This window comes from Streptomyces sp. NPDC087901 (assembly GCF_044742205.1).
Classification (GTDB): domain Bacteria; phylum Actinomycetota; class Actinomycetes; order Streptomycetales; family Streptomycetaceae; genus Streptomyces.
On record NZ_JBIUUC010000002.1, the window covers coordinates 137,536 to 161,382 of the forward strand.

The following is a 23,847-nucleotide window of genomic DNA, read 5'->3' on the forward strand; positions in this document are numbered from 1 at the left end:
GGAGTCCCTAGTCCGCGCGGCCCGTGGCCGCCACCGTCACCCCGAGGCCGATCATCGCGAAGCCGCCCGCCCCGCCGATCATCGAAAGCCGCCGGTCCGAGCGGGCGAACCAGCTCCGGGCCGCCGAGGCGCCGAGCCCCCACAGCGTGTCCGTCACCAGACCGATGGCGATCGGCACCAGGCCCAACAGCAGCATCTGCGCCGGGAGATGCCCCGTCGAGGGGTCCACGAACTGCGGCAGCACAGCGGCGAAGAAGACGATCCCCTTCGGATTGGTGACCCCGACGAGCACTCCGTCCGCCACCGTACGCACATCACCGCGCGCGGGCCGCTCCGGCGCCGCCACCGAGCCGAGGTTCATCTCCCGGCGGTGCCGGAACGCCTGCACGCCCAGGAAGACCAGATACGCCGCGCCCGCCAGTTTCACCGCCAGGAACACCGTCGCCGACCGCTCGACGAGTGAACCGATCCCCAGCGCGACCGCGATCACCAGCACATAGCTGCCAGCCACATTGCCCAGCACCGTGGCCAAGGCGGTACGGCGGCCGTGTGCGAGAGCCCGGCCGATCACGAACAGCACGCTCGGCCCCGGGATGACGATCACCAGCAGCGACATCGCCGCGAACGCCAAGTACTGATGGGTGGACACCATGTCCCTCACCCCCTCACCACCGAACCTACGGCAGCAGCCCCGCCCGCCGGGCCGCAACGACCGCCTCCAGCCGGGTATGCGCGCCCAGTTTCCGCATGGCAGAGCGCAGATAGCCCTTCACCGTCTCCGGCCGCACCCCGAGCCGGTCCGCCGTCACCGCGTTCGTGGCACCCGAGGCGACACAGGCGAGCACGTCCACCTCGCGCGGCGCCAGCTGGAACCCGCGCACCGCGGGCACCCGGGCACCCGTCGCCGCGGCGAGCCGCCCGCACACCGCGAGCAACTCGTCGCGCAGCGCGGGGTCGACGACCTTCGGCGCGAGGGCACGCAGCTCGCGGTGCGCCTCCCGGACGTCCTCCCACGCCCCGGGCGCGGCCCGGGGGTCGGTGACCTCCTCCCGGGTCACGGCGAGCAGCTGCTGAACCTCGTCCCGGACGGCCAGCGCCTGCTCCACGTCGCGGGCCGCCGAGACAGCCGCGTCGAACGTACGGTCCCCGAGCGTGAGGGGCTCGCGCAGCGCCCCGTACAGCACCCCCCGCACCTTGCGGCGTACGACGACGGGCACGGCGACCACCGAGCGCAGACCCTCCGCGGCGACCGCCGTGTCGTACTCGTGGCTGATGTGACGCGAGGAGTGGTAGTCGGTCACCGCGCACGGCCGCGACAGCGCGATCGCCTTCCCGCCGAGACCGCTGCCGGCCGAGATCATGAGCCCGCGCAGGGCCGTGGTCTGCGCCCCGTTCAGCTCGGCGATCCTGGCGTGGCGGGTGTCGGAGAGCAGCCCGCCGAAGGCCACGGGCAGCCCGCTCGTCCGGCGCAGCCGCAGCAGCGCCGCTTGCATCTCGACCGCATCGACCGATTCCGGCACGCTGACGCCTCTCCGCCCGGCTCCGGGGAACACGGCATTCCCCACAGCACCCCCGTTCGGGGGTGGTGAGACCTGGGTCACTGTTTACATGATGTTAAGTGACCGGTCCGGTCCGCAATGAGGAGGGCACATGTCGGCACCCAGTGCGACGGAGACATTCCGGGCCGCCCGGGACTTCCTGCTTCGCCACCGCGAGGACTACACCGCGGCCTACGAGGGCTTCAGCTGGCCCCGGAGCGACCACTTCAACTGGGCGCTCGACTGGTTCGACGTCATCGCCGAGAACAACGACCGCACCGCCCTGCACATCGTGGAGGAGGACGGCGGACGCACCGAGACGTCCTTCGCCCGGATGTCCGCCCGCTCCAACCAGGCCGCGAACTGGCTGCGCGCCCAGGGCGTACGCGAGGGCGACCGCATCCTCGTCATGCTCGGCAACCAGGTCGAGCTGTGGGAGACCGCCCTCGCCGCGATGAAGCTGCGCGCCGTCGTCATCCCCGCGACGCCGCTGCTGGGCCCCGTCGACCTGCGCGACCGGGTCGAGCGCGGCCGGGTGCGGCACGTCCTGGTCCGGGACACCGACACCGGCAAGTTCGACGAGGTGCCCGGTGACTACACCCGGATCTCCGTGGGTGCCGACACCGAGGGCTGGATCTCGTACACCGGGGCCGACGAGCAGCCGGAGACCTTCACGGCTGACCGGGAGACCGACGCCGACGAACCGCTGATGCTGTACTTCACCTCGGGCACCACCGCCAGTCCCAAACTCGTCGAGCACACCCATGTCTCCTACCCCGTGGGCCACTTGTCGACGATGTACTGGATCGGGCTCAAGCCCGGCGACGTCCACCTCAACATCTCCTCGCCCGGCTGGGCCAAGCACGCCTGGTCCAATCTCTTCGCCCCGTGGAGCGCCGAGGCGACCGTCTTCATCTTCAACTACACCCGCTTCGACGCCGGCCGGCTGATGGCCGAGATGGACCGTTCCGCCATCACCAGCTTCTGCGCCCCGCCCACCGTCTGGCGCATGCTCATCCAGGCCGACCTCTCCCAGCTGAAGACCCCGCCGCGCGAGGTCGTCGCGGCCGGTGAGCCGCTGAACCCCGAGGTCATCGAAACGGTCCGGCGCGCGTGGGGCGTCACCATCCGCGACGGCTTCGGCCAGACGGAGACCGCCGTCCAGGTCGCCAACACCCCCGGTCAGGTCCTGAAGGCCGGGTCGATGGGACGCCCGAGTCCCGGCTTCAAGGTCGTCCTCCTCGACCCGGTCAGCGGTGAACCCGGGGCCGTCGAGGGCGAGATCTCGCTCGACCTGTCCGGCCACCCGGTCGGCCTGATGACCGGCTACCACGGCGACCCGGACCGCACCGCGGAAGCCATGGCGGGCGGCTACTACCGCACCGGCGACATCGGTTCCCGCGACGCCGACGGCTACATCACGTACGTCGGCCGCGCCGACGACGTCTTCAAGGCCTCCGACTACAAGATCTCCCCGTTCGAGCTGGAGAGCGCCCTGCTGGAGCACGAGGCCGTCGCGGAGGCCGCGGTCGTGCCGGCCCCCGACCCGGTGCGCCTCTCCGTCCCGAAGGCGTACGTCGTGCTCGCCGAGGGCTGGGAGCCGGGACCGGACACCGCCAAGGTGCTCTTCGCCCACTCCCGGGCGGTGCTCGCCCCGTACAAGCGGGTCCGCCGGCTGGAGTTCGCGGAGCTGCCGAAGACCGTCTCGGGGAAGATCCGCCGCATCGAGCTGCGCGAGCGCACCGCTCAGGGCACGGGGACGGAGTACAGCGAGGGGGACCTGACATGACGGAGCCGTCCTACGCCCACGGCACCGGCACCACCCCCCTCCTCGGCGACACCATCGGACGCAATCTCGACCGGGCGATCGAGGCGTATCCGGGCCGCGAGGCGCTCGTCGACGTACCGTCCGGACGGCGCTGGACGTACGCCGAGTTCGGCGCGGCCGTCGACGAGCTGGCCCGTGCGCTGATGGCCTCGGGCGTGGCCAGGGGGGACCGGGTCGGCATCTGGGCGATCAACTGCCCGGAGTGGGTGCTCGTCCAGTACGCGACCGCGCGCATCGGCGCCGTCATGGTCAACATCAACCCCGCGTACCGGGCGCACGAGCTGGAGTACGTGCTGAAGCAGGCAGGGATCTCCCTCCTGGCCGCCTCGCTCGCGCACCGCACCAGCGACTACCGGGCCCTGGTCGCCGAGGTCCGGGCGAACTGCCCCGACCTGCGCGCCGTGCACTACATCGGCGACCGCTCCTGGGACGAACTGCTCGCCGTGGCCGGATCGGTGACCGCCGGACAACTCGCTTCCCGTGAGGCCGGACTGTCCTGCGACGACCCGATCAACATCCAGTACACCTCGGGCACCACCGGCTTCCCCAAGGGAGCGACCCTCTCCCACCACAACATCCTCAACAACGGCTACTTCGTGGGCGAGCTGGTCGCGTACACGGAACAGGACCGCGTCTGTCTGCCGGTGCCCTTCTACCACTGCTTCGGCATGGTCATGGGAAACCTCGGCATCACCTCGCACGGTGCCTGCATCGTGATCCCGGCCCCCGCGTTCGAACCCGCGGCCGTCCTGGCCGCCGTCCAGGAGGAGCACTGCACCTCGCTGTACGGCGTCCCCACCATGTTCATCGCGGAACTGGACCTCCCCGATTTCGCCTCGTACGACCTCTCCTCGTTGCGTACCGGGATCATGGCCGGATCACCCTGCCCGGTCGAGGTGATGAAGCGGGTCGTCGCCGAGATGCACATGGACGAGGTGTCCATCTGTTACGGCATGACGGAGACCTCCCCGGTCTCCACCCAGACCCGCCGCGACGACGACCTGGAGCGCCGCACCGGCACGGTCGGCCGCGTCATGCCGCACATCGAGGTCAAAGTCGTCGATCCGGCAACCGGCGTGACGCTGGAGCGCGGTGTGTCCGGCGAACTGTGCACCCGCGGCTACAGCGTGATGCTCGGCTACTGGGAGCAGCCCGAGCGGACCGCGGAGGCGATCGACGCGGGGCGCTGGATGCACACCGGGGACCTCGCGGTGATGCGCGAGGACGGCTACGTACAGATTGTCGGCCGGATCAAGGACGTGATCATCCGAGGTGGCGAGAACGTCTACCCGCGAGAGATCGAGGAGTTCCTCTACCGCCACCCCAAGGTCGCCGATGTGCAGGTGGTGGGCGTGGCGGACGAGCGGTACGGCGAGGAGATCCTGGCCTGCGTCATTCCCGCCGACCCGGGGGACCCGCCGAGCCTGGCGGAGATCAGCGCCTTCTGTCACGAGCGGCTGGCGCACTACAAGGTCCCGCGACTGCTCCGGATCATGGAGGCCTTCCCGATGACGGTCAGCGGGAAGGTCAGGAAGATCGAACTGCGGGAGAACTACGACCGGTAGGGCCAGGGCGCGGGGTGTCGGGGTGCCGGGGCGGCGGGGCGGCGGGTCAGGCCTCGGACCTCTGGGGGTCGGCCGTGGCCGGTTCCGGTGCGGCGGGGTCGGGCGCATTGGTGCGGCGCGTGGTTCCCAGGTGCCAGAGGAGGGCCACGGCGGTGACGCCGGCGGCTGCCGGCCCCAGTTCGGCCGGTGCGAGCCCGAACCACTCCTGCGCCAGCCCGCCGAATCCGCCGCCGAGGGCGATCCCGATGTAGAGCGCGGAGGAGTTGAGACCGAGCAGGACCGGTGCGGCGGCGGGGCTGAGGGAGATGAGCCGGTGCTGCTGGGGTACGACGACGCCGCCGAGGGCCACGCCCCAGACCACGGCCCAGACCAGGGTGGGTGCGAGGGCTCGGATCGCCGACGGGGTCAGCACCAGGGCCAGAGCGGCGAGAGCGAGGGCGCCGGTGAGGACGCGTGCGGAGTCGTGGCGGTCGACCAGGCGCCCGGCGGTGATGTTCCCGGCCAGGACGCCGACGCCCCAGGCCAGCAGGATCAGGGTGAGGAGGGATTCGTTGCCGCCCGTGGTGTCCCGCAGCGCCGGGCCGATGTAGGTGTAAAGGGTGTAGGCGCCGAGGAAGGCGAGTGAGGTGACCGCCAGCAGCGCCAGTACGCGGCCCTGACCGAGGGGGCGCAGACGGTCGGGCAGCGAGGCGGCGGGGAGCCTCACCTCGGGGAGACCGACGGCGATGCCGACGGCCGCCAGCAGGCCGATCCCGGCCACGGCCCACAGGGTGACATGCCAGTCGGAGCGGCCGATCACCGTGCCGAGAGGCAGTCCCAGCGCGGTCGCCAAGGTCAGGCCGCCCAGGACGAGGGCCAGGGCCCGGCCGCGGCGTTCCGGCGGTGCGATGGCCGCGGCGGTACTGGAGGCCGCGGCGGTGATGGTGCCCGCTCCCACGGCGGTGACGATGCGGGAGACCATCACCACGCCGTAGCTGGTTCCCAACGCCGTGACGACGTTGCCGATCACGAACACGGCCAGGGCGATGAGCAGTGCTGAACGACGGTTCAGGGCACTGGTGAGGGCCCCCATGACGGGCGCGGACAACGCCATCGTCAGGGCGAAGACCGTCACCAGCTGACCGGCCGCCGGGGTGGAGACCCGCAGGTCGGCGGCGATGGAGGGGAGCAGGCCCGCGATGACGTAACTGTCGGTGCCGACGGCGAACGTCGCCGCGGCCAGGGGGAGTAAGCGTGTGAGCATGGGTCGTGCCGCCCTTCCGGAGCAGTGCGGAGGTAGGTGATCGGCACTCTAAGCAATACATGGATGCTTGTCCATGTATCAATGAATGACTAGGCTGGGGCCTGTCACGGATGGAGGTAAACGATGCGTGAGGTGATCCAGCCGGCGACCGAGGCGATCCGGATGGTCGAAGTGCTGCGCGCGCTGGCCGATCCGGTGCGGCTCGAGATCGTCCAACGGCTCGCCGTCACCGGCGAGGAGAGCTGCAACGCCATCGGCGGTGATCTGGACGTGCATCAGACGACGCTGTCCCACCACTACCGGGTGCTGCGCGAGGCGGGGGTCACCTGGACCACCGTCCAGGGCCGCTCCCGAATGGTGCGGCTGCGTCGCGACGACCTCGACGTCCTGTTCCCCGGCCTGTTCGATTCCGTACTCAACGGGGCCCGCCGCTGTGCCGAGCCGCGATAGTCGGCATTGCCCTCGCCCGTCCATGCCTGGATTCGAGGGTGGAGATGACCGACGTCACGCGTGCGATCGCGGCTGCGACTTCGGTCGCCGCATCGCTCGACCTGCCGGCCAGCTGCCGGGCCGCACTTCGCACTTGGGGCTGCGGTCAGGCGGCTTCGATGATGTCGCCGGCGGCGCCCTGGGTCGCGGCTGCCCATTCGATCAGGAGTACTTCGTAGGCCGCGGACTCCATGGGGGACCAGTCCTGGCCGGCCCGCGCGTCCACGAGCGCGCGGATCGCCTCGTTCGCCTCGACGGCGGCGGGGTGGGCCGGTTGTGCGGGAAAGGTGATGTGCGACGGAGCCGCGGGTGTCGCGGGTCTGGAAGGTGTCGCGGGTGGAGAGAGCCGTGGAGTTAAGACCATGCGCCCCACTCTAGGGCCCGTCACCGACAACAGACCGAACATCTGTGGCCCCTGGCTCGAACGTGACCGATAGCACTCACTGTGGCCGGACGGTTTCTGTGAGGTGCGGCACGTCGCGCCGCATGCAGACCCGCGGCCACCGGTCGAGGCCGTGTTCCGCCTCCTCGGCGCGAATCCTGCGCAGCCCGTCGGTGAGGTCGGACTCCGTCAGGACGCGGAAGCCGAGCCGGGCGTAGTACGGCGCGTTCCACGGCACGTGGGAGAAGGTCGTCAAGGTCAGCGCGCGCAGGCCGCCGGCCGCGGCCCAGCCGGCGACGTGGTCGATCAGCGCGCTGCCCAGGCCGCGCCGGGCTGCCGACGGATGGACGGAGACCTGCTCGACATGGGCGGAGCCGTCGACCTCGTCGGCGATGAGATAGCCGAGCAGCCGGTTGTCGGGGCCCGTGGTCACCCAGGCGCGGCCGGCCTCGTGGTAGCCGTTCAGCAGCTCCAGGGGCGGTGGGTCGTCGTCGGCCACCCGGGACATGCCGAGGGTGCGGAAAGGTTCACCTGCGGCGCGCTCGATGGCCTGAAGAAGCGGGAGATCGGAGCGGCGGGCGAGACGGATACGCATGGTTCAGTATGGCGCGCTACGCCTGTTCGGGAGTTGGTGTGCCGGACTCAGGCGCCGGTGCTGAGCAGTTCGTCCGCCGGGCTGTTCACCGGTTGCGGGGTCCCGGTGAGGTCCATGACGAACAGCGGGATGCCGAGGCCGTCCGCCCGCTCCCTGGCGTCCGGCGCGTACCCCGCGAGCGAGAAGAACACGCTCGACACCGAGGTGCTGAGCGCGTTGAGCCACAGGCATTCGACGTCGCGCAGGGCGGTCGGCCGGGTCGTGGAGTCGACCTGGGCGATCAGTCCGGCCGCCCGCAGATCGATCCGGGACGCCGGGCGTTCGGCGGGCTGCACGACGTCGCGGTAGCCCAGCCACTTCAGGTACAGCGCGGCGGCGCCGACCGCGTCGCGTGCGGTACGGATCGTCTGCGGCCGGAAGGCGGGCCGCGGTGCCGGAGCCGTACGCGGCAGAGGTATGTGCGACGGCCGCACGGACCGGGAGGACGCGCCGCCCGCGCGGCCGGAAGCCGTCACCGGCCGGACCGGGATCCGCAGCACGGCCCCGCACGGGCAGCACAGCTCGGGCTGCGGCCACTGGTCGTGCCGGCCGCAGCCACGGCAGCGCACCGTCACCCAGTCGTCGTTCCAGGTGCGATGGGTGATCTGAGTGACGGGGGCGCCGCGCAGCAGGGGCGGGGTGGTCGGCGCGCCGCAGGGACACGGGTAGACGGGGGTGACGTACGCGTGGTCGCGGCGGCAGGCCGGGCACCGTACCGGCACTGATTCCACCCTCGGACTCCTTCCGGCCACTGATTCCGGCCCACGGGCATGTGGCCGGCCCCCTGAATCCGGGCCGGCTCCGCTCCGTACCCCCATGCTCCACCAAGAGCGAGGCCCGGGGGAGGGACTTGGGGTACTTCGCGGGGCCCGTCCGCGCTCGTGGCGCCCCGCGCCCCCTCTCTTGACGGCTGTCCGGGCGCACTTTAGATTTGCTTCCGTATCGCAGAATCAAACTTCCGTAATGCGGAATTGGTGCTCTCAGGTGGCGCGACAGAGCCCGACTCCACCCAGGTCCGAGCAGGAGCACTCAATGCCTCGAATGACCGCTGCCCGAGCGGCAGTTGAGATCCTCAAGCGCGAAGGCGTCAGCAACGCGTTCGGTGTGCCGGGCGCGGCGATCAACCCCTTCTACGCGGCCCTCAAGGCCTCCGGCGGGGTTCATCACACGCTCGCCCGCCACGTCGAGGGCGCCTCCCACATGGCGGAGGGCTACACCCGGGCCCGCCCGGGGAACATCGGCGTCTGCATCGGGACGTCGGGCCCGGCCGGCACCGACATGATCACCGGCCTCTACTCCGCCATCGCGGACTCGATCCCGATCCTGTGCATCACCGGCCAGGCCCCGACCGCCGTGCTCCACAAGGAGGACTTCCAGGCGGTCGACATCGCGTCGATCGCGGGGCCGGTCACCAAGGCCGCCACCACCGTCCTGGAGGCCGCGCAGGTCCCCGGCGTCTTCCAGCAGGCCTTCCACCTGATGCGCACCGGCCGCCCCGGCCCGGTCCTCATCGACCTGCCGATCGATGTGCAGCTCACCGAGATCGAGTTCGACCCCGAGCTGTACGAGCCGCTGCCGGTGCACAAGCCCGCCGCGAGCCGCAAGCAGATCGAGCGCGCGCTGGAGATGCTGAACGCCTCCGAGCGGCCGCTGCTCGTCGCGGGCGGCGGCATCATCAACGCCGACGCGTCGGAACTCCTGGTGGAGTTCGCCGAGCTGACCGGCGTCCCGGTCGTCCCGACCCTGATGGGCTGGGGCATCCTCGCCGACGACCACGAGCTCAACGCCGGCATGGTGGGCCTCCAGACCTCGCACCGCTACGGCAACGCGAACTTCCTGGAGTCCGACTTCGTCCTCGGCATCGGCAACCGCTGGGCCAACCGTCACACCGGCAAGCTGGACGTCTACACCCGCGGCCGTAAGTTCGTCCACGTCGACATCGAGCCCACCCAGCTGGGCAGGATCTTCGCCCCCGACCTGGGCATCGCCTCCGACGCCAAGGCGGCGCTGAAGCTGTTCGTCGAGGTGGCACGCGAGCTGAAGGCGGCCGGCAAGCTGAAGGACCGCTCGCAGTGGGCGGCCTCCACGCAGGAGCGCCGGGCGCAGCTGCAGCGGCGCACGCACTTCGACAACGTGCCGCTGAAGCCGCAGCGGGTGTACGAGGAGATGAACCGGGCCTTCGGTCCGGAGACCCGGTACGTCACCACGATCGGCCTCTCCCAGATCGCGGGCGCGCAGATGCTGCATGTCTACCGGCCGCGCCACTGGATCAACTGCGGCCAGGCGGGCCCGCTCGGCTGGACGATCCCGGCCGCCCTGGGCGTCGCGACGGCCGACCCCGAAGGCTCGGTCGTCGCGCTCTCCGGCGACTACGACTTCCAGTTCATGCTGGAGGAGCTCGCGGTCGGCGCGCAGCACCGCATCCCGTACGTGCACGTCCTGGTGAACAACTCCTATCTGGGACTGATCCGCCAGGCGCAGCGCAACTTCGACATCGACTTCCAGGTCAACCTGGAGTTCGAGAACATCAACTCGCCGGAGCTCGGCGCCTACGGCGTGGACCACGTCAAGGTCGTCGAGGGGCTGGGCTGCAAGGCGATCCGCGTCACCGAGCCGGACCAGCTGCTGCCGGCCTTCGAGGAGGCCAAGAAGCTGGCGGCGGAGTTCCGGGTGCCGGTGGTGGTCGAGGCGATCCTGGAGCGGATCACGAACATCTCGATGAGCGGCACGGATATCGCGTCGGTCAACGAGTTCGAGGACGTCGCGTCGGAGCCGTCCCACGCCCCGACGGCGATTCGTCCGTTCGTGAAGGCCTGATCCGTCGGGCCTGCGGCCCCTGCTTCCCGTTCACCGTTCACCGGGTGAGCAGGGGCCGACGTGTGGCTGCCCACGATCCACTGCCCGGGCGTGGCAGTGGGTCAGGACAGGACCAGCAGGTCCATCCAGCTGGTCGCCGGCTCCGCGGGGCCAGCCTCGGCCGCCGCGCGCAGGTCCGCCATCCCGGCGGCGAACTCCTCGTCGGTGATGCCCCGCAGTTTGGAGTCGGCGTCGCGGCGGATGCTGTCCGCGAACGCCGCCAGCGTGGGCGCGCTCTCCTGCGGTACGGAGTGCAGAGCGACCCGGGAGAAGCCCGCGGTGGCGAACGCCTCGCAGATCCGTTCGACACTCGGGTAGGTGCTGATGGCGCGCTCGGTGGCGGGGAAGTACCGCACCCGCAGGTCGCGGGCGGCCCGTCCGGGGAACACGTTGCGGATGAGGACCGGAGCCCCGGGCTTCAGGGCCCGGCGCAGTTCGCGCGCCGCCGCCCGCGGGTCGGACAGGTGATGGATGACCGAGCCCAGCCAGGCCGCGTCGGCGCACCCGTCGGGTACGGGCAGGCTCTCGGCGCGCCCGTCGTGCACTTCGATGTCCTCGGCAGAGGGAATGAGGGCGCGCATCGCCTCGGACGGTTCGACGGCCAGGACGCGTACGCCGAACCACTCGTGGAACGCGGAGGCGAAGGCGCCCGTCCCCGCGCCGACGTCAAGAACTGTCATTCCGGGGGCGAGACGTGCCTCCTTGCTGATGATCTCGCGCCAGGCCGCGAGCCCGGCGCGGGGAACCTCCCGCGCGGCCCGGTAGTCCTCGGCAGTGCGCCGGTCGTACGGAACCGCTGTCATGTGCCCTCCAGGTGGTGCGCTGCTGTGCCGACTCGGCCGGTCCGCGGTGCGAGTCCGTTCAGTACGGGGGTCAGGTCCGGTTCCGTGCCGGCTTCCCGATCACCGAAGATCCCGTAGAAGAGCCAGCCTCTCGGGGGTGCGAGGGTGGACGCCGCGAGGGGGAGGATCCCCGGCCTGTCGTCGCCGGCGAGCAGCCCGGCATCGGACAGGGCGTGGACGAGCCGCTCGAAGTAGTCGTCGTCCGCGACCGGCACGAAGGCCATGCGGAGCCTGACACCGAGCCGGGCGGCGATCAGCGCGGGCGAGAAGCGGGCGTTCACCTCAAGTACGGGGACGAGCTCACCCGACGTGGTCGTCATCGAGTCGACGGCAAGCGGCCCGTGGTAGCCCTCGGCGGCCACCGCGGCCGCCACCGCCTCCACGGTCTCGCGGTACCCGGCGCGGTCGAGCTGTTCCAGCAGCGCGGCGCCCGCCGGGCCGGAGCCCCGGAAGGAGTGCCCCTCGTTGACCAGTTCGCGGGTCCCGTGCCAGGTCACCTGCCCCGCCGGACCGATGTCCAGGTGCGTGACGAAATCGGCCGCCCGTTCGTACAGCGGCTGGACGACGAGTTCGATCCGGTCCTCCCGCCGGGCCAGGGCGCGCAGGAGCCCGTCCAGCCTGGTGACCGTTTCGACCACGAAGTTGCCCTGGCCCGAGACGCCGTAGGGATCCTTGACCACGCACGGCGCCCCGGCGGCGGCCGCGCGCAGTTCGTCCGCCGAGGTGACGACCACGCCCGAGCCGGGGAAGCCGAGCCGGGTCGAGAACGTCTTGGAGTTGACCCGGCGGACCGTCCCGGCGTCGGGCTGCTGTCCCTCGAGCCCCATGCGGGTGAGCGCCGCCCGGGTGCTCGGCAGTACCGCGTACGGGGCGCAGGCCAATCCCGCGAGACCGGCCGTGTCCATGCCGTGCGCCGCGAGCCGCTCCTCCACCGGCTCCCCGGTAGGACCGGGCACCGGCAGGTGCCGGGCGCCGAAACCGGCCGCGTGCATCATCTCGGTGAAGGCCGCCGGGGGCCGGTGATGGGTGAGGAGCACGTCGGCGGGGCGGCAGAGCGCCGCGAGCAGCTCGTCCATGCCGCTCAGCAGACGCTCCGCGTGCGGGTCCCGCAGAGCGGGCAGCTGGGCGAGTCCCTGGGGCCGCCACTGCCGCTCGGCGTCGCAGCTGCCGAACCTGACGGTGCCCCCCGCAGCGGTCATCCGGAGACGTCCTGAAGGGCGGGCCCAGCGGAAAGGAAGCGCTCCTCGATGCGCGCCAGGGTCCGGAAGTCGTCGACGCTGACGGTTCCCAGGTCGATCGGGCGGCCGGAGACCTCTTCCAGGAGGTAGATGAACTCCAGGAAGTCCAGGGAGTCGACGAGCCGCCCTTCGATGAGGTCGAGTTCGGTGCCGATCTCTCCGGTCAGCTCGGGGTTCTTGCTGTAGAGCCAGTCGACTACCTGCTTCATGAGCGCTTCTCCTGTGTGTTGTGGGTGTGGACGGGGCCCGGCGCCGGCAGGGCCGGGGCGCCGACCGCGATGGCGGCGGCCCAGTCGCCCTGGTGGGTGATGCTCACCGACCAGGAGGTGAGTGCCCTGCGTCCGGCCGCGGCGAGGGCGCTGCGGTGCGCGTGGACCAGAGGCGCCCCGCCGGACGCACGCAGGATCTCGATGTCGCGGTGCAGGACGAAGTCGTCCTGAGGGGTGAGCAGTTTGATGAACGCCTCCTTGGCAGCCAGACGGCCGGCCAGAGTCGCGTGGCTGCCGTTGCGCACACCGTCCAGCTCGCGCAGCTCCCGCTCGGTGAACTGGTCGCCGAGCCAGCGGGGCCCGAGCCGGGCCAGCCGCTCGCCCACCGACGGGATGTGCGTCAGGTCGACGCCGACCGCTACCGGCGCACCGGCTGCCAGCTCATCGAGGAGGGCGGTGAGGCGGGACCTCTCGGTGGTCGTGGCCGCGCTCACCGGGCGCCGCCGACGGCTTCGGCGTCCGTCCGGATCGCCCCGCGCAGCTCGTCGCGCAGCCGGGCGACCACGGCGGCGGCGGGCAGTACCGCGTTCACATGGCCGACACCGGCCCCGGCGTACCGGGCCATCTCGTCCACCCGACCCTCGGCCTCCACGGTGGGAGCCGCCGCCGAACCACGGGGAACGGGCCGGCGGGCACCCATGACCGTGGTCCAGGCGATCAGGTGGGCCGGCAGCGGCTCGGCCGCCTCGGTGACCGGGCTGCGCAGGACACGATGGACCCTGCCGGGCCAGCCGATCGAGAACCGGTCCGTCATCACTGTGTCGCCCGGCCCGGCCACGGTGAGCGCCTGCCGGTACGCGGGGTGCGCGCCGGACTCCTCGGTGGCCACGAAAGCCGTCCCGCACAGGGCGCCCGACGCCCCCAGGGCGGCGAGTCCGAGCAGATCCGCGCCCCGGTGCACGCCCCCGGCGGCGAACAGTGGCACACCGAGGCGCCGCTCGGCGGTCCGCGCCAGGAGCTGCCGCACCGGGAGGGTCCCGAGGTGGTGGCCGCCCGCGTCGGTTCCCTGGAGCACCACAGCGCGGGCGCCCATCGCGACGGCCGCGTCCGCGTCCTCGGCGGTTCCGACCTGGACCACCAGGCGGTGACCGGCCTTGCGTACCTCCCGCGCGAACGGAACGGGCGGCAGGCCGTAGCTGTTCACCACGAGTTCGCGGTCCGCCGCTTCCAGGACGGCCCCGAGCTGATCGGCCAGCAGCGCCCCCGCGACCTCGGGAATCACGTTGACACCGAAGACGGCGGGGGTGGCCCGCGCCGTGGCCGCGACCAGGCCGGAGGCCAGGGCCCGGTCGCTCTTGTAGAGGGCGACGGTGCCCAGTGCCCCGGCGCCGCTGACGGCGGCGGCGAGCGCGGGGGTCGCCACCCCTCCCATCCCGGCCTGGATCAACGGCAGTTCGGCCCCCAGGGCGGCCGCCCCCGCGGCCAGCGGCGGGGGCAGCCGGAGAGCGGGGTCAGCCCCGGACATCGCGGAGCCTCGCCAGGGCCGACTCGGCGCTGCCGTGCGTCAGTTCCATCGTGTGGACCCAGCGCTCCACACCGAAGGCGGTGCAGCTGCTGTGCGCGGTGGCGCCTTCGGTGGTGATGCCGAGGCGTTCGCCGAAGAAGTTGCGGTGCCGGTTGACGGAGGCGATGGCCGTGCCGTCCTTGGCGAGGAACTCGTACTTGACGGGGTCCAGCGCCATCAGCTTCGCGCGGGAGCCGGTCTTGTCGTAGAAGGGGTCGTTGGCGGGCTCGTAGCTCAGCTCCACGCCCAGATCGGCGGCGAGGGCGGTGATGAACTCCTTCGACGCGGCCAGGTGTTCCGCCGCGCCCTGCGAGGTGCCCAGGTAGATGACCTCGCGCATGTGGAAGCCCCACAGGCGGCGCAGCCCGTCGTAGTGCGTCTCGTTGCGGAAGCAGCGTCCGACCGAGGTGAGGCGCTGCCCGGCACCGACCTCCTGGCCCTCCAGGGAGAGCAGCAGCCCGTAGCAGGTCGCGGAGGGGAGCATGTAGCCGGTGGCGGCCAGGGACACGTCCGCGGGCGCGGATCCGGCCGCCAGCCCGTCGATGCCCTCCTCGGTGAAGCGCCCCGCGGACACGCCCAGGTGCGGGAAGTTGTGGAAGTAGTCCAGCCGCGCCAGCCCCTCGGCGGGAAGCAGCGGGGGGCCGACGACGGCGGGGGCTTCCACCTGGGCCGCCAGCTGGGTGAACAGGTCGTCGAGGGCGTGGAACAGCGCGGTGCGGGCGGGGCCCAGCGGCACGAGACCGGGTCCCGGCTGCCGGAGCGCGGCCGTGTCCGACGGCGGGGCGGAAGAGGTGGCGTGCGTGGTCATGGGGCGGCTTCTCCTTGAGTCCGGTGCGGTTCCCGCTCGGCGCGGCCGGTGTGCGGACGCCGTCGGGTGGTGGTGCGGTCGGACGGCGCTCAGCCGAGCAGGCCGATCCGCTGGTAGAAGGCCGTGGTGCGGGAGGTGATCGAGGCGTGCGCCGCCTGCCGGGCCGGGTCGGCCAGCAACCGGGTGCGGAAGGCGAAGGGGTCGGGGATGCCGGCGTCGCGGTAGACCTCGACGCTGTACAACTGCTGGATGGACGTCTCGATGTAGCGCTCCACGTAGGTGCGGGCCATGGCCTTCTCCTCGGCGTCGCCGGCCTCGCACAGCCGCTCGTACAGGGCGCGCACCAACTGGCAGCCGAACGCGATGTGCCGGGACTCGTCCTGGTGGTGGACCCGGTTGATGGCGCGGATCGTCTCGGGCAGCGTCGCGTCGGCGGCCATCCTGCTGTTGAAGTGGTCGACGATCTGCTCGAAGATCAGGATCCGGCTGAAGACGATGAAGTTGTCGAGCAGCGCGGAGTGGCTCTTGGCGGGGAAGGCCATGGACCGGTCGGCGTAGAGCTTCTTGCCGTACCGCAGGCAGAACTCCGCGAAGAACCACATGTGTTCGTTCTCCTCACCCAGGAAGTGGTGGAAGAACGGGGTAGGGATCTCGTATCCGGGGGCGTGGATACGGGCCACGACCTCCTGGAGCAACTCCCGGATGCCGTGCACGTTCAGGCTGTAGAAGTTGACGCTCTCCCATTTGGCCAGCGCCAGGTACTGGTCGCGGGTGAGCCCGGCGGCGGCGTCGGTGCCGTGCACCGACATGAGGTCCTCGCTCATCCACAGCGCGCCCTCGGGAATGCTGTCGGGCCAGTCGAACGTCTGGTACGGGTTGTAGTAGTCGTTCTCGGCGGCGGCGGTCAGCCGCTTCACAGCGGCGCTGAACTCGTCGTCCCAGACGGATACCGTGGCAGTGCTCATCGTGACTTCCTTAGCGGAGGGGTGCGGAGGGGAAAGCCGGTCACCGGTGATCAGCGGAGTGTCTCCAGCGCGACGGTCCCCGCCACGCTCTCGACCAGGAGCGTCTCGAAGGACCGCAGGAGCCGTTCGATCTCCGGCCTGGGGATCAGACGGGTGTCGGCCATGAGGTGGAGCAGGCAGGTGTCCGGCTCGTACGCGGTGTGCACGAAGAAGGTGGCGTCCTGGCGCTCCCACACGCCGACGCAGGACACCTCGGTCTTCCCGGTGAGCGCCCTCAGCTGTTCGGCCGATCCGTCGGTGGCCGGCAGACCGGGCCAACGGTCGTGCATCCGCTTGTCGTTGAAGAAACAGGAGAGGTCCAGCTCGCCGCCGCTCGCCACCCGCGCCCCCTCCAGTACTTCGTCCATGGCCAGCGGGTCGTACTGCGCGTGTCGGTAGGCGTTCATGCCCACGAGGAAGGTGCGCCGGACGAGTTCCTCGAACGAGCCCGTGCCGCTGTCGACGGCGAACAGGGCGTTCTCGGCCATCGCCGCGATCAGCCGCCGGCTGCGCTCGTCGTGGCGGTTGACGGCGATGAGCTGGAGGACCGCCGTGTCGTGTCCGCTGTACGAGCCGAGTACGGCGGCGGTCGCGGCGAGCAGCACCGTCTGGGTGCTCACCCGGCAGCGGTCGGCCAGTGCGGTGGCAGCCACGGCGACGGCGGGTGAGTCCATGCGCAGGCGCACGAACCGCTCCGGCGCGGGGTCGTCGGCGGGCCGGGTGAACATTGCGGGGGGCACCCGGCCCAGAGTGGTGCGCCAGTAGGCCAGGGAGGCGGCGCCACGGGCGGCGCCCGCGCCCTCGGTCTCGAACGCGGCCTGGTCGAGGGGCTGCCAGTCGGAGGAGGGCCCCGCCCGGCCGTCGAGCAACGCGGCCAGGTCGGCGAGGAGTTCGCGTACGGCCCAGAAGTCGACGCCGAGGTGGGAGAAGGCGAGGGCCAGCTGGCCGGGGACCCCCGCCTCCAGCACCAGGGCGCAGCGCAGGGGGAGTTCGCTGTCGTGGTCGAACGCGGTGCCCGCGAGTTCCTGGGCCAGGCGGCCGGCCGTCTCGGCGCCCGTTCCCGGTGAGGTGTCGTACACGGTGTACGCGAACACCCCCTCGTCCGTGACCTCCTGCTCGGGGCCGGTGGCGGCCTGCCGGAAGTGGGTGCGCAGAGCCTCGTGCCGGCACAGCAGTTGCCCGAGGGCGGCAGCGACCTGGGCCTCGGTGCGACCGGGCGGCACGGGCAGGGTCCGGCGGATGTTGAAGTAGTGGGATCCCTCGCCCAGCCAGCGGATGGACTTCCAGATCGCCTGCTGGCCCCAGGTCATCGGGGCGCGGTCGGCCCGGCGTCCGTGGAAGCGCGACGAGCCGGTTCGGCTGTCGTCCATGGTTGGTTCCTTTCGTCGCCGCGCAGGGCCGTGCCGCGGGCGTGAGGCGCGGGGCGGCAAAGGGCTCGGGGCCGGCGCATGGCGGTGTCCGACGGCATGCGCCGGGCGCCCCGGGACCGGTTCCCGCGGCTGGATGAATGAGAAGGGGGCCGGCCGGCGCTCAACGGATGTCCGCAGCCCGATTAGGGCGCGAGGTCACACGAGAGTTCGCTCGGGAAGGCGGCTGCGGCCGTCGGCCAAGTTGTGGGCACGGGGCCGCCGCACGCCACCCCCGCAGGCGTCAGCTGGAAGACGAGCGGGGGCCGGGCGTCACTGCACGGCCCTGCTCGGAGTCGGGACGTTAGCAACCTGGTTCGCGAAACGTCTAGACCAAATAGGGGAGTTGAACAATTGATGACCATCGAGTGAACAACCGCTGCCCCGTGTGCCCGGGATTCCTTGACGGCTTGAAAGGTCTAGTCCAAACTGCGGGTGGCGCTGATCGGAGCGAGGCGAAGCGCGTGGCCGGCGGACAACCCGCACCGGGCCCCCATGCCGCCGCTCGCGCGCCTCCCACGGCCCGCAATGGTGCGGGACCTCCATCGCACTACCCGAAGAGGATTTCGAGTGCGACCCGCACACCACGTCACGGAGCCCGGATGGTTCGTGCGACGCGCCGCCCGCTGGCGCTCCGTCGGCAGGCTCCTGCGCCACACGCACCCCGCACTGCGGACGGCGACCATCGCCCTGCACATCACCGTCGGACTGCTGCCGGTCGTCTTCATCGCCTGGACGAGCCGGCTCATCTCCCGCGTCCCCGACGCCCTTTCGCCTTCCGGCGGTTCGGGATGGGCGGTGCTGGGGCTGGCGCCCCTGCTCGCGGTCTGCGCGTTCGTGGTCCAGCAGCTGCTGGCACCCTTCCAATCGGCGCTGGGCGAACTGGTCACCCGGCAGGTGGACGGCGCGTGCATCGCCCGCCTCATGCGGTGCGCGCTGATCGGCCTGCCGGTCGCCGAACTGGAGCGCCAGGATGTCCTGGACATCCTGTCCGACGCCCGGGGTGGGTTCGAGCGGGTGTCCCCCACACCGGGCGACGCCGCCGCCGGGGCTCTGGCGCTGATCGCCCGCTACGCCCAGCTGGCCGGTGCCTCGGTGATGGTCGCCCTGGTACTCGGTCCGGGGCCGGGAATCCTGGTCGCCGTCACGGCCCTGGTGATCAGGTTCGGCCAGCGCGGCTCACTGGACCGCTTCGGCGCCCTGCGGATCGGGCTCGCGGGGGAGCGGAGGAAGCTCAACTACCTGCGCCGCACCGCCGGCGGGCCGGCGCTGGCGAAGGAGGCCCGGATGCTCGGGCTGCTCCCCTGGCTGCGCGAGCGCCACACCGCTCAGGCCCGGGGCTATCTGGACCCCCTGTGGGAAGGACGGCGGCGGCTCCTCTTCTGGCCCTTCGTGGGATTCGCGGCCGTCGGCCTGGTGGGCGGCGGCGGCTCGCTGTACGTCCTGGCCCGGGAGGGCGCGAACGGCTCCCTGTCCCTGCTCCAGCTCTCCGTGGCCCTTCAGGCCGTACTGATCCCCATGCGGTTCGGCGTGTACTTCCCGGAGAGCGACGTGCAGACCCGGGACGGACTCGCCGCGTACCACGCGCTGACCCGGCTGGAGTCGATGGCGGCGGGCGGACCCGCCGGCCCCGAGCGGCAGAACGGCGCCCTCGCCACCGTCCCCGAGGGAGCGATCCGCTTCGAGGACGTCACCTTCCGCTACCAGGACGACGGGCCGGACGTGCTGAGCGGCCTCGACCTGGTGCTGGAGCACGGCAGGTCCACCGCCGTTGTCGGGCTGAACGGAGCGGGCAAGACCACCCTGGTCAAGCTCCTCGCCAGGCTCCACGAGCCGTCCGTGGGCCGTATCACCGCCGGCGGCACTCCCTTGTCCGGGTTCCCGGCGGCAGACTGGCACCGGCGCATCGCAGTGATCTTCCAGGACTTCACCCGCTACCAGCTCACCGCCGCCGAGAACATCGGACTGGGCCGCCCGGACCGGATGGACGACCGGGAGGCCCTCCTCGCGGCAGCCGGCCGGGCGGGTGCCCGCGAGGTGATCGAGCGCCTGCCGAACGGCCTGGACACCGTGCTCTGCGGCCAGTACGAGAACGGAAGCGATCTCTCCGGCGGTCAGTGGCAGCGCGTCGCGTTGTCCCGCGCGCTGCTGGCCGTGGACGCCGGTGCCTCGCTGATGATCCTCGACGAGCCGACCGCGCAGCTGGACGTCCGCGCGGAGGCGGCCTTCTTCGACCGCTTCCTCGAGATGACCGAGGGGATCACGAGCGTGATCGTCGCGCACCGCTTCTCCAGTGTGCGCCGCGCCGACCGGATCGTGGTGCTGGCCGAAGGGGCGGTGGCCGAGTCCGGGACCCATGAGGAGCTGATGGCGCTCGACGGACGCTACGCGGAGCTGTTCCGGATCCAGGCGGAACGCTTCGCCGAGGAACAGGCCGAGGACGCCGCGGTACGCGCCACGGCCGGAACACTCCCGCGTGCCGCTCAGCCCGTTTCGACCCCGGAAGGTGCCAGGTGAAGACCCTTTTTCTCGCGGTCCACCAGTTGCTGCGGATCGCCGTACGGTGCGACGCCCGGCGCCTGACCCGGGCCGTCGCCCTGATGGTCGTGGGCTTCCTGTCCACACCTCTGATCGCGCTGTGCCTGAAGTCGCTGACCACGGCCGCGGTGGCGCACGACGCGTCCGTGGCCACCTGGCTGGCCCTGTGCACCGCGCTGCTGCTGGTTCTCGAACTGATGATGAACCACTTCGCGCATCTCTCGTACTTCGAGCTGGGAGAGCTGGAGGAACTGAGCCTGCAGAACGAGGTGATCGCGCTCGCCCACGGCAGCAGCGGCCTGGAACAGTTCGACAGTCCCGGGTACGCGGACACACTCGCCCTGATCAGGGAGGAGCTGCCCCGCACCCGGGCCTGCCTGGAGGCGGTGCTCCAACTCGGCGGTCTTGTGCTCCAGATGGCCCTGACGTCGGTGCTGCTCGGTCTGCTCGACCCGTGGCTGCTGCTCCTGCCGCTGGCCGGCGCGGTCCCCGTCGTCGCGGGCAACCGGGCCCAGCTCCTGATCGACCGCGCGAAGGAGCTCACCGCACCGGAGAACCGGCTGGGCCGCCACCTGCTGGAGGTGGCCACCACTCAGTCGTCCGTCAAGGAGATCCGGCTCGCCGCAGCCGAGGACGTCCTCCTGCGCCGCCACCGTGCCGACTGGAACCGGGCGAGCCGGGCGATCGGCGGTGCCCAGTTGACCGCGGCCGCGCTGCGCGCCGCGGGCCAGCTCGTCTTCGCCGCCGGCTACGGCGGAGCGATCTACCTGGTGGTCGGCCGGGCCGTATCCGGCGGGGCGGGCCTCGGCGATGTCATCCTTGTCATCACCCTCGCCTCGCAGATCAGCCTCCAGGTCTCGACCGCTCTCGGGCTCCTGACCGCGCTCCAGGGTGCCGGGCGCGCCATGGAGCGGCTGGCCGAACTGCGCGGCCCCGCCGCGCACGGCGACGACGCGCTCACCGACGTACCCGCCGTGCTCACCCGGGGCATCAGGCTGGAGAACGTCAGCTTCAGCTATCCCGGGAGCGACCGGAAGGTCCTCGACGAGGTGACCCTGGACATCCCGGCGGGCACCGCGCTGGCGGTCGTCGGCGAGAACGGAGCCGGCAAGAGCACCCTGGTGAAACTCCTGTGCGGCCTCTACCGCCCCACCTCCGGCCGCATCCTGGTGGACGGGGCCGACCTCGCCGGATGCGACGCCCGCCAGTGGCAGTCCCGGACCGGAACGCTCTTCCAGGACTTCGCCCGGCTCGAACTGCGGCTCCGCGACAACATCGGCATCGGAGATCTCGGCCGTCTCGACGACGATCCGGCGCTGCACACCGCCCTCCGCGCCGCCGAGGCGGAACAGGTCGAGGAGCGGGTCCCCGGCGGCCTCGACGGGCTGCTCGGTCGTGGTTACGGCGACGGCGCCGAACTCTCCGGCGGCCAGTGGCAGAAGCTCGGCCTGGCCCGCGCCCTGATGCGTCGCCGTCCCCTGATGGTGGCGCTCGACGAGCCCGCCTCGGCCCTCGACGCCATGGCCGAGCACGCGCTGTTCGAAAGGTTCGCGGACCTGTGCGCGGGGGCGAGCGCCGAGACCGGGGCGATCACGCTGCTCATCTCGCACCGCTTCTCGACCGTCCGGATGGCGGACCTGATCGTGGTGCTGGAGAAGGGCCGCGTCTCGGAGCTGGGCACCCATGCGGAACTGGCCGCGGGCGGCGGCCTCTACGCGGAGCTGTACGACCTCCAGGTCCGGGTCTACAGCTGAGGAGTACGGGTCCGGCCCTGGGCGCGCACGCGAAAGGGCGTGGAGTACGGGACCGTAATCCGTACTCCACGCCCGGTTCGGGAAAAAGGGAGGAACAGGGGCCGCGGCGAGGCGCGAAGGGGGCGCCAGGGACCGGCTCGTTCAGGTCAGGAGCCGGCACCGCCACCCACACCACCGCACTGGCATCGCACCGCCGCCGCGGCCCCGGGGGTGTCTGGCGGATACCCGCGGCGTCCGCGGGTATCCGCCAGACACCCCCGTCCTGCCCGCGCCCCGCACAACCCCTCATCCGGGTGGGCGCGACGACGCGAGCAGGGCTTGGGGGAGAGGGGCTCAGTCCTCGCGCAGCGCGCGGACGGCCTCCTCCACGCGCTTGCCGTACTCGGCGTCCGCTGCGTGGAAGTGGGCGAGGTTCTTCTCGATCACGTCGTCCCGGGTGACCTGGGAGAGGCCTCCCGCGATGTTGGCGATCAGCCGGCCCTTCTCGTCGTCCGACATCAGCCGGTACAGCTCACCCGCCTGGAGGAAGTCGTCGTCCTTCGTGTGGGCGGGCGCCTCGTGCGTGCCGGTCCAGCCCTGGACGGCGATCGGGGCAGAGAACGCCGCGTCCGTCTGGGCCGGGCCCGCATACGAGTTGGGCTCGTAGTTCTTGTCGTGCCGGGCCCCGTTGCGCGTGGCGTGCAGCCCGTCGCGGCCGTAGTTGTCGACGACGGTCGTGCGCGGCGCGTTCACCGGCAGGTGGGTGTGGTTGACGCCCAGCCTGTAGCGGTGCGCGTCCGCGTAGGCGAACAGCCGGCCCTGGAGCATCTTGTCCGGGGACGGACCGATGCCGGGCACGAAGTTGTTCGGGGAGAAGGCGGCCTGCTCCACCTCGGCGAAGACGTTGTCCGGGTTGCGGTCCAGGACCAGCCGGCCCACCCGCTGGAGCGGGTAGTCGCTGTGCGGCCACACCTTGGTGAGGTCGAACGGGTTGAAGCGGTAGTCGGCGGCCTCGGCGGCCGGCATGACCTGCACGTACAGCGTCCAGGACGGGTTCACCCCGCGCTCGATGGCCTGGAGCAGGTCCGTCTGGTGGGAGCTGGCGTCCTTGCCGACGAGCTCCGCGGCCTGGTCCGCGGAGAGCGAGCGCACACCCTGGTTCGTCTTGAAGTGGTACTTGACGAAGAAGGCCTCGCCCGCGGCGTTCGTCCACTGGTAGGTGTGCGAGCCGTAGCCGTTCATGTGGCGGTACGAGGCGGGGATGCCGCGGTCGCCCATGAGCCAGGTGATCTGGTGCGTGGCCTCGGGGGCGTGCGCCCAGAAGTCCCAGACGTTGTCCGGCTCCTGACGGCCCGTGAACGGGTCGCGCTTCTGTGAGTGGATGAAGTCGGGGAACTTGATCGGGTCCTTGATGAAGAACACCGGGGTGTTGTTGCCGACCAGGTCGTAATTGCCCTCGTCCGTATAGAACTTGAGCGCGAAGCCGCGCGGGTCGCGTACCGCGTCCGCGCCGCCGAGCGAGTCGGCGACCGTCGAGAAACGGATGAACGTCTCGGTGCGGCGGCCCACCTCGGAGAGGAAGTCCGCGCGGGTGAAACCGGTGATGTCGTCGGTCACCTCGAAGTATCCGTACGCGCCGGAGCCCCGGGCGTGCACCACGCGCTCCGGGATGCGCTCCCGGTTGAAACGGGCGAGCTTCTCCAGGAGATGACCGTCCTGGAGGAGGATCGGGCCGCCGGCGCCGGCGGTGGCGGAGTTCTGGTTGTCGGCGACCGGGGCGCCGGACTCGGTCGTAAGCACGCGCTGCGTCATGGTGTCGGGGCGACCTTCCGTACGGGAGCTGCTGAACTGCGACGCCCTGGGGGCTCCAGGAGCGTAAGTACGCTCCGAACCCGACGTCAACAGTTTGTTGAAAACCACGGTGAAGGTGGTGCGTGGAGAGGTGTTCCGGACGGCGCCGGCGCCTGGGC

General features: G+C 71.3%; 21 protein-coding genes. 6 read left to right on the plus strand and 15 right to left on the minus strand.

The annotated features are described in order from the left end of the window. Positions 1 to 7: 7 nt before the first annotated feature. Both ACIOEW_RS06180 and ACIOEW_RS06185 read right to left on the minus strand, forming a co-directional pair. Positions 8 to 652: a LysE family translocator gene (locus ACIOEW_RS06180; RefSeq protein ID WP_362549198.1), complete on the minus strand. Its 645-nt coding sequence runs from the start codon at positions 650 to 652 to the stop codon at positions 8 to 10. A 25-nt stretch (positions 653 to 677) separates the two neighbouring features. Beyond that, on the minus strand, positions 678 to 1,520 hold the full coding sequence (locus tag ACIOEW_RS06185; RefSeq protein ID WP_362549195.1) for a LuxR C-terminal-related transcriptional regulator: 843 nt from the start codon (positions 1,518 to 1,520) through the stop codon (positions 678 to 680). A 130-nt stretch (positions 1,521 to 1,650) separates the two neighbouring features. Here ACIOEW_RS06185 and ACIOEW_RS06190 point away from each other — a divergent pair, with 130 nt between their 5' ends. Together ACIOEW_RS06190 and ACIOEW_RS06195 are read left to right on the plus strand one after the other, a co-directional pair. Continuing rightward, positions 1,651 to 3,327, plus strand: a complete 1,677-nt coding sequence (locus ACIOEW_RS06190) for an AMP-binding protein (protein WP_401961776.1) — start codon at positions 1,651 to 1,653, stop codon at positions 3,325 to 3,327. Further along, positions 3,324 to 4,931 carry an AMP-binding protein gene (locus ACIOEW_RS06195; RefSeq protein ID WP_401961779.1) on the plus strand — a complete coding sequence of 536 codons (1,608 nt, stop codon included), beginning with the start codon at positions 3,324 to 3,326 and terminating at the stop codon, positions 4,929 to 4,931. The genes ACIOEW_RS06190 and ACIOEW_RS06195 overlap by 4 nt, the downstream gene beginning before the upstream one ends. Before the next feature lie 46 nt (positions 4,932 to 4,977). On the opposite strand, the gene ACIOEW_RS06200 is transcribed toward ACIOEW_RS06195, so the two are convergent. Continuing rightward, positions 4,978 to 6,174, minus strand: a complete 1,197-nt coding sequence (locus tag ACIOEW_RS06200; protein WP_401961782.1) for an MFS transporter — start codon at positions 6,172 to 6,174, stop codon at positions 4,978 to 4,980. Between the two features lie 123 nt (positions 6,175 to 6,297). Between ACIOEW_RS06200 and ACIOEW_RS06205 the strand changes: the two genes are divergently transcribed. Beyond that, positions 6,298 to 6,624: a metalloregulator ArsR/SmtB family transcription factor gene (locus ACIOEW_RS06205; RefSeq protein ID WP_362549183.1), complete on the plus strand. Its 327-nt coding sequence runs from the start codon at positions 6,298 to 6,300 to the stop codon at positions 6,622 to 6,624. Between the two features lie 145 nt (positions 6,625 to 6,769). Here ACIOEW_RS06205 and ACIOEW_RS06210 read toward each other — a convergent pair whose 3' ends face one another. From ACIOEW_RS06210 to ACIOEW_RS06220, 3 genes are all read right to left on the minus strand, one after another. Continuing rightward, positions 6,770 to 7,027 (minus strand): hypothetical protein, encoded by a 258-nt coding sequence (locus ACIOEW_RS06210; protein WP_401961785.1) that lies wholly within the window; start codon positions 7,025 to 7,027, stop codon positions 6,770 to 6,772. A gap of 76 nt (positions 7,028 to 7,103) precedes the next feature. Continuing rightward, entirely contained in the window at positions 7,104 to 7,640 is a 537-nt protein-coding gene (locus tag ACIOEW_RS06215) for a GNAT family N-acetyltransferase (RefSeq protein ID WP_401961786.1), read from the minus strand. A gap of 47 nt (positions 7,641 to 7,687) precedes the next feature. Then, complete coding sequence (locus tag ACIOEW_RS06220) at positions 7,688 to 8,410, minus strand: hypothetical protein (RefSeq protein ID WP_401961789.1); 723 nt, start codon at positions 8,408 to 8,410, stop codon at positions 7,688 to 7,690. Positions 8,411 to 8,720: 310 nt separating this feature from the next. On the opposite strand from ACIOEW_RS06220, the gene gcl reads away from it, so the two are divergent. After that, positions 8,721 to 10,496, plus strand: coding sequence for a glyoxylate carboligase (gcl, locus tag ACIOEW_RS06225; protein ID WP_401961791.1), 1,776 nt, complete (start codon positions 8,721 to 8,723; stop codon positions 10,494 to 10,496). A 101-nt stretch (positions 10,497 to 10,597) separates the two neighbouring features. Here gcl and ACIOEW_RS06230 read toward each other — a convergent pair whose 3' ends face one another. From ACIOEW_RS06230 to ACIOEW_RS06265, 8 genes are all read right to left on the minus strand, one after another. Beyond that, positions 10,598 to 11,338 carry a methyltransferase domain-containing protein gene (locus ACIOEW_RS06230; RefSeq protein WP_362549168.1) on the minus strand — a complete coding sequence of 247 codons (741 nt, stop codon included), beginning with the start codon at positions 11,336 to 11,338 and terminating at the stop codon, positions 10,598 to 10,600. Next, positions 11,335 to 12,576, minus strand: a complete 1,242-nt coding sequence (locus tag ACIOEW_RS06235) for a hypothetical protein (protein ID WP_401961794.1) — start codon at positions 12,574 to 12,576, stop codon at positions 11,335 to 11,337. The genes ACIOEW_RS06230 and ACIOEW_RS06235 overlap by 4 nt, the downstream gene beginning before the upstream one ends. Further along, positions 12,573 to 12,824 (minus strand): acyl carrier protein, encoded by a 252-nt coding sequence (locus ACIOEW_RS06240; protein ID WP_362549163.1) that lies wholly within the window; start codon positions 12,822 to 12,824, stop codon positions 12,573 to 12,575. The genes ACIOEW_RS06235 and ACIOEW_RS06240 overlap by 4 nt, the downstream gene beginning before the upstream one ends. Beyond that, positions 12,821 to 13,318 carry a 4'-phosphopantetheinyl transferase superfamily protein gene (locus tag ACIOEW_RS06245; protein WP_362549160.1) on the minus strand — a complete coding sequence of 166 codons (498 nt, stop codon included), beginning with the start codon at positions 13,316 to 13,318 and terminating at the stop codon, positions 12,821 to 12,823. The genes ACIOEW_RS06240 and ACIOEW_RS06245 overlap by 4 nt, the downstream gene beginning before the upstream one ends. Next, a complete protein-coding gene (locus ACIOEW_RS06250) occupies positions 13,315 to 14,349 on the minus strand; it encodes an NAD(P)H-dependent flavin oxidoreductase (protein ID WP_401961798.1) in 1,035 nt (344 codons plus the stop codon). Before ACIOEW_RS06250 ends, ACIOEW_RS06245 begins: the two co-directional genes overlap by 4 nt. Then, positions 14,336 to 15,196: a hypothetical protein gene (locus ACIOEW_RS06255; RefSeq protein ID WP_401961801.1), complete on the minus strand. Its 861-nt coding sequence runs from the start codon at positions 15,194 to 15,196 to the stop codon at positions 14,336 to 14,338. The genes ACIOEW_RS06250 and ACIOEW_RS06255 overlap by 14 nt, the downstream gene beginning before the upstream one ends. Positions 15,197 to 15,285: 89 nt before the next feature. After that, positions 15,286 to 16,161, minus strand: a complete 876-nt coding sequence (locus tag ACIOEW_RS06260; protein ID WP_362549152.1) for a diiron oxygenase — start codon at positions 16,159 to 16,161, stop codon at positions 15,286 to 15,288. A gap of 50 nt (positions 16,162 to 16,211) precedes the next feature. Next, positions 16,212 to 17,570, minus strand: a complete 1,359-nt coding sequence (locus ACIOEW_RS06265) for a condensation domain-containing protein (protein WP_401961803.1) — start codon at positions 17,568 to 17,570, stop codon at positions 16,212 to 16,214. A gap of 606 nt (positions 17,571 to 18,176) precedes the next feature. On the opposite strand from ACIOEW_RS06265, the gene ACIOEW_RS06270 reads away from it, so the two are divergent. Together ACIOEW_RS06270 and ACIOEW_RS06275 are read left to right on the plus strand one after the other, a co-directional pair. Beyond that, entirely contained in the window at positions 18,177 to 20,123 is a 1,947-nt protein-coding gene (locus tag ACIOEW_RS06270; protein WP_401961805.1) for an ABC transporter ATP-binding protein, read from the plus strand. Continuing rightward, positions 20,120 to 21,898 (plus strand): ABC transporter ATP-binding protein, encoded by a 1,779-nt coding sequence (locus ACIOEW_RS06275; protein ID WP_401961808.1) that lies wholly within the window; start codon positions 20,120 to 20,122, stop codon positions 21,896 to 21,898. The genes ACIOEW_RS06270 and ACIOEW_RS06275 overlap by 4 nt, the downstream gene beginning before the upstream one ends. 333 nt (positions 21,899 to 22,231) lie before the next feature. Here ACIOEW_RS06275 and ACIOEW_RS06280 read toward each other — a convergent pair whose 3' ends face one another. After that, complete coding sequence (locus ACIOEW_RS06280) at positions 22,232 to 23,689, minus strand: catalase (protein ID WP_401961810.1); 1,458 nt, start codon at positions 23,687 to 23,689, stop codon at positions 22,232 to 22,234. Between the last annotated feature and the right edge of the window lie 158 nt (positions 23,690 to 23,847).

Coding starts and splice junctions, on each gene's coding strand:
- ACIOEW_RS06210 (WP_401961785.1), bottom strand. CDS start 7,027: ATGGTCTTAACTCCACGGCTCTCTCCACCCGCGACACCTTCCAGACCC.
- ACIOEW_RS06205 (WP_362549183.1), top strand. CDS start 6,298: ATGCGTGAGGTGATCCAGCCGGCGACCGAGGCGATCCGGATGGTCGAA.
- ACIOEW_RS06265 (WP_401961803.1), bottom strand. CDS start 17,570: ATGGACGACAGCCGAACCGGCTCGTCGCGCTTCCACGGACGCCGGGCC.
- ACIOEW_RS06260 (WP_362549152.1), bottom strand. CDS start 16,161: ATGAGCACTGCCACGGTATCCGTCTGGGACGACGAGTTCAGCGCCGCT.
- ACIOEW_RS06280 (WP_401961810.1), bottom strand. CDS start 23,689: ATGACGCAGCGCGTGCTTACGACCGAGTCCGGCGCCCCGGTCGCCGAC.
- ACIOEW_RS06255 (WP_401961801.1), bottom strand. CDS start 15,196: ATGACCACGCACGCCACCTCTTCCGCCCCGCCGTCGGACACGGCCGCG.
- ACIOEW_RS06195 (WP_401961779.1), top strand. CDS start 3,324: ATGACGGAGCCGTCCTACGCCCACGGCACCGGCACCACCCCCCTCCTC.
- ACIOEW_RS06190 (WP_401961776.1), top strand. CDS start 1,651: ATGTCGGCACCCAGTGCGACGGAGACATTCCGGGCCGCCCGGGACTTC.
- ACIOEW_RS06230 (WP_362549168.1), bottom strand. CDS start 11,338: ATGACAGCGGTTCCGTACGACCGGCGCACTGCCGAGGACTACCGGGCC.
- ACIOEW_RS06180 (WP_362549198.1), bottom strand. CDS start 652: ATGGTGTCCACCCATCAGTACTTGGCGTTCGCGGCGATGTCGCTGCTG.
- ACIOEW_RS06250 (WP_401961798.1), bottom strand. CDS start 14,349: ATGTCCGGGGCTGACCCCGCTCTCCGGCTGCCCCCGCCGCTGGCCGCG.
- ACIOEW_RS06200 (WP_401961782.1), bottom strand. CDS start 6,174: ATGCTCACACGCTTACTCCCCCTGGCCGCGGCGACGTTCGCCGTCGGC.
- ACIOEW_RS06240 (WP_362549163.1), bottom strand. CDS start 12,824: ATGAAGCAGGTAGTCGACTGGCTCTACAGCAAGAACCCCGAGCTGACC.
- ACIOEW_RS06215 (WP_401961786.1), bottom strand. CDS start 7,640: ATGCGTATCCGTCTCGCCCGCCGCTCCGATCTCCCGCTTCTTCAGGCC.
- ACIOEW_RS06235 (WP_401961794.1), bottom strand. CDS start 12,576: ATGACCGCTGCGGGGGGCACCGTCAGGTTCGGCAGCTGCGACGCCGAG.
- gcl (WP_401961791.1), top strand. CDS start 8,721: ATGACCGCTGCCCGAGCGGCAGTTGAGATCCTCAAGCGCGAAGGCGTC.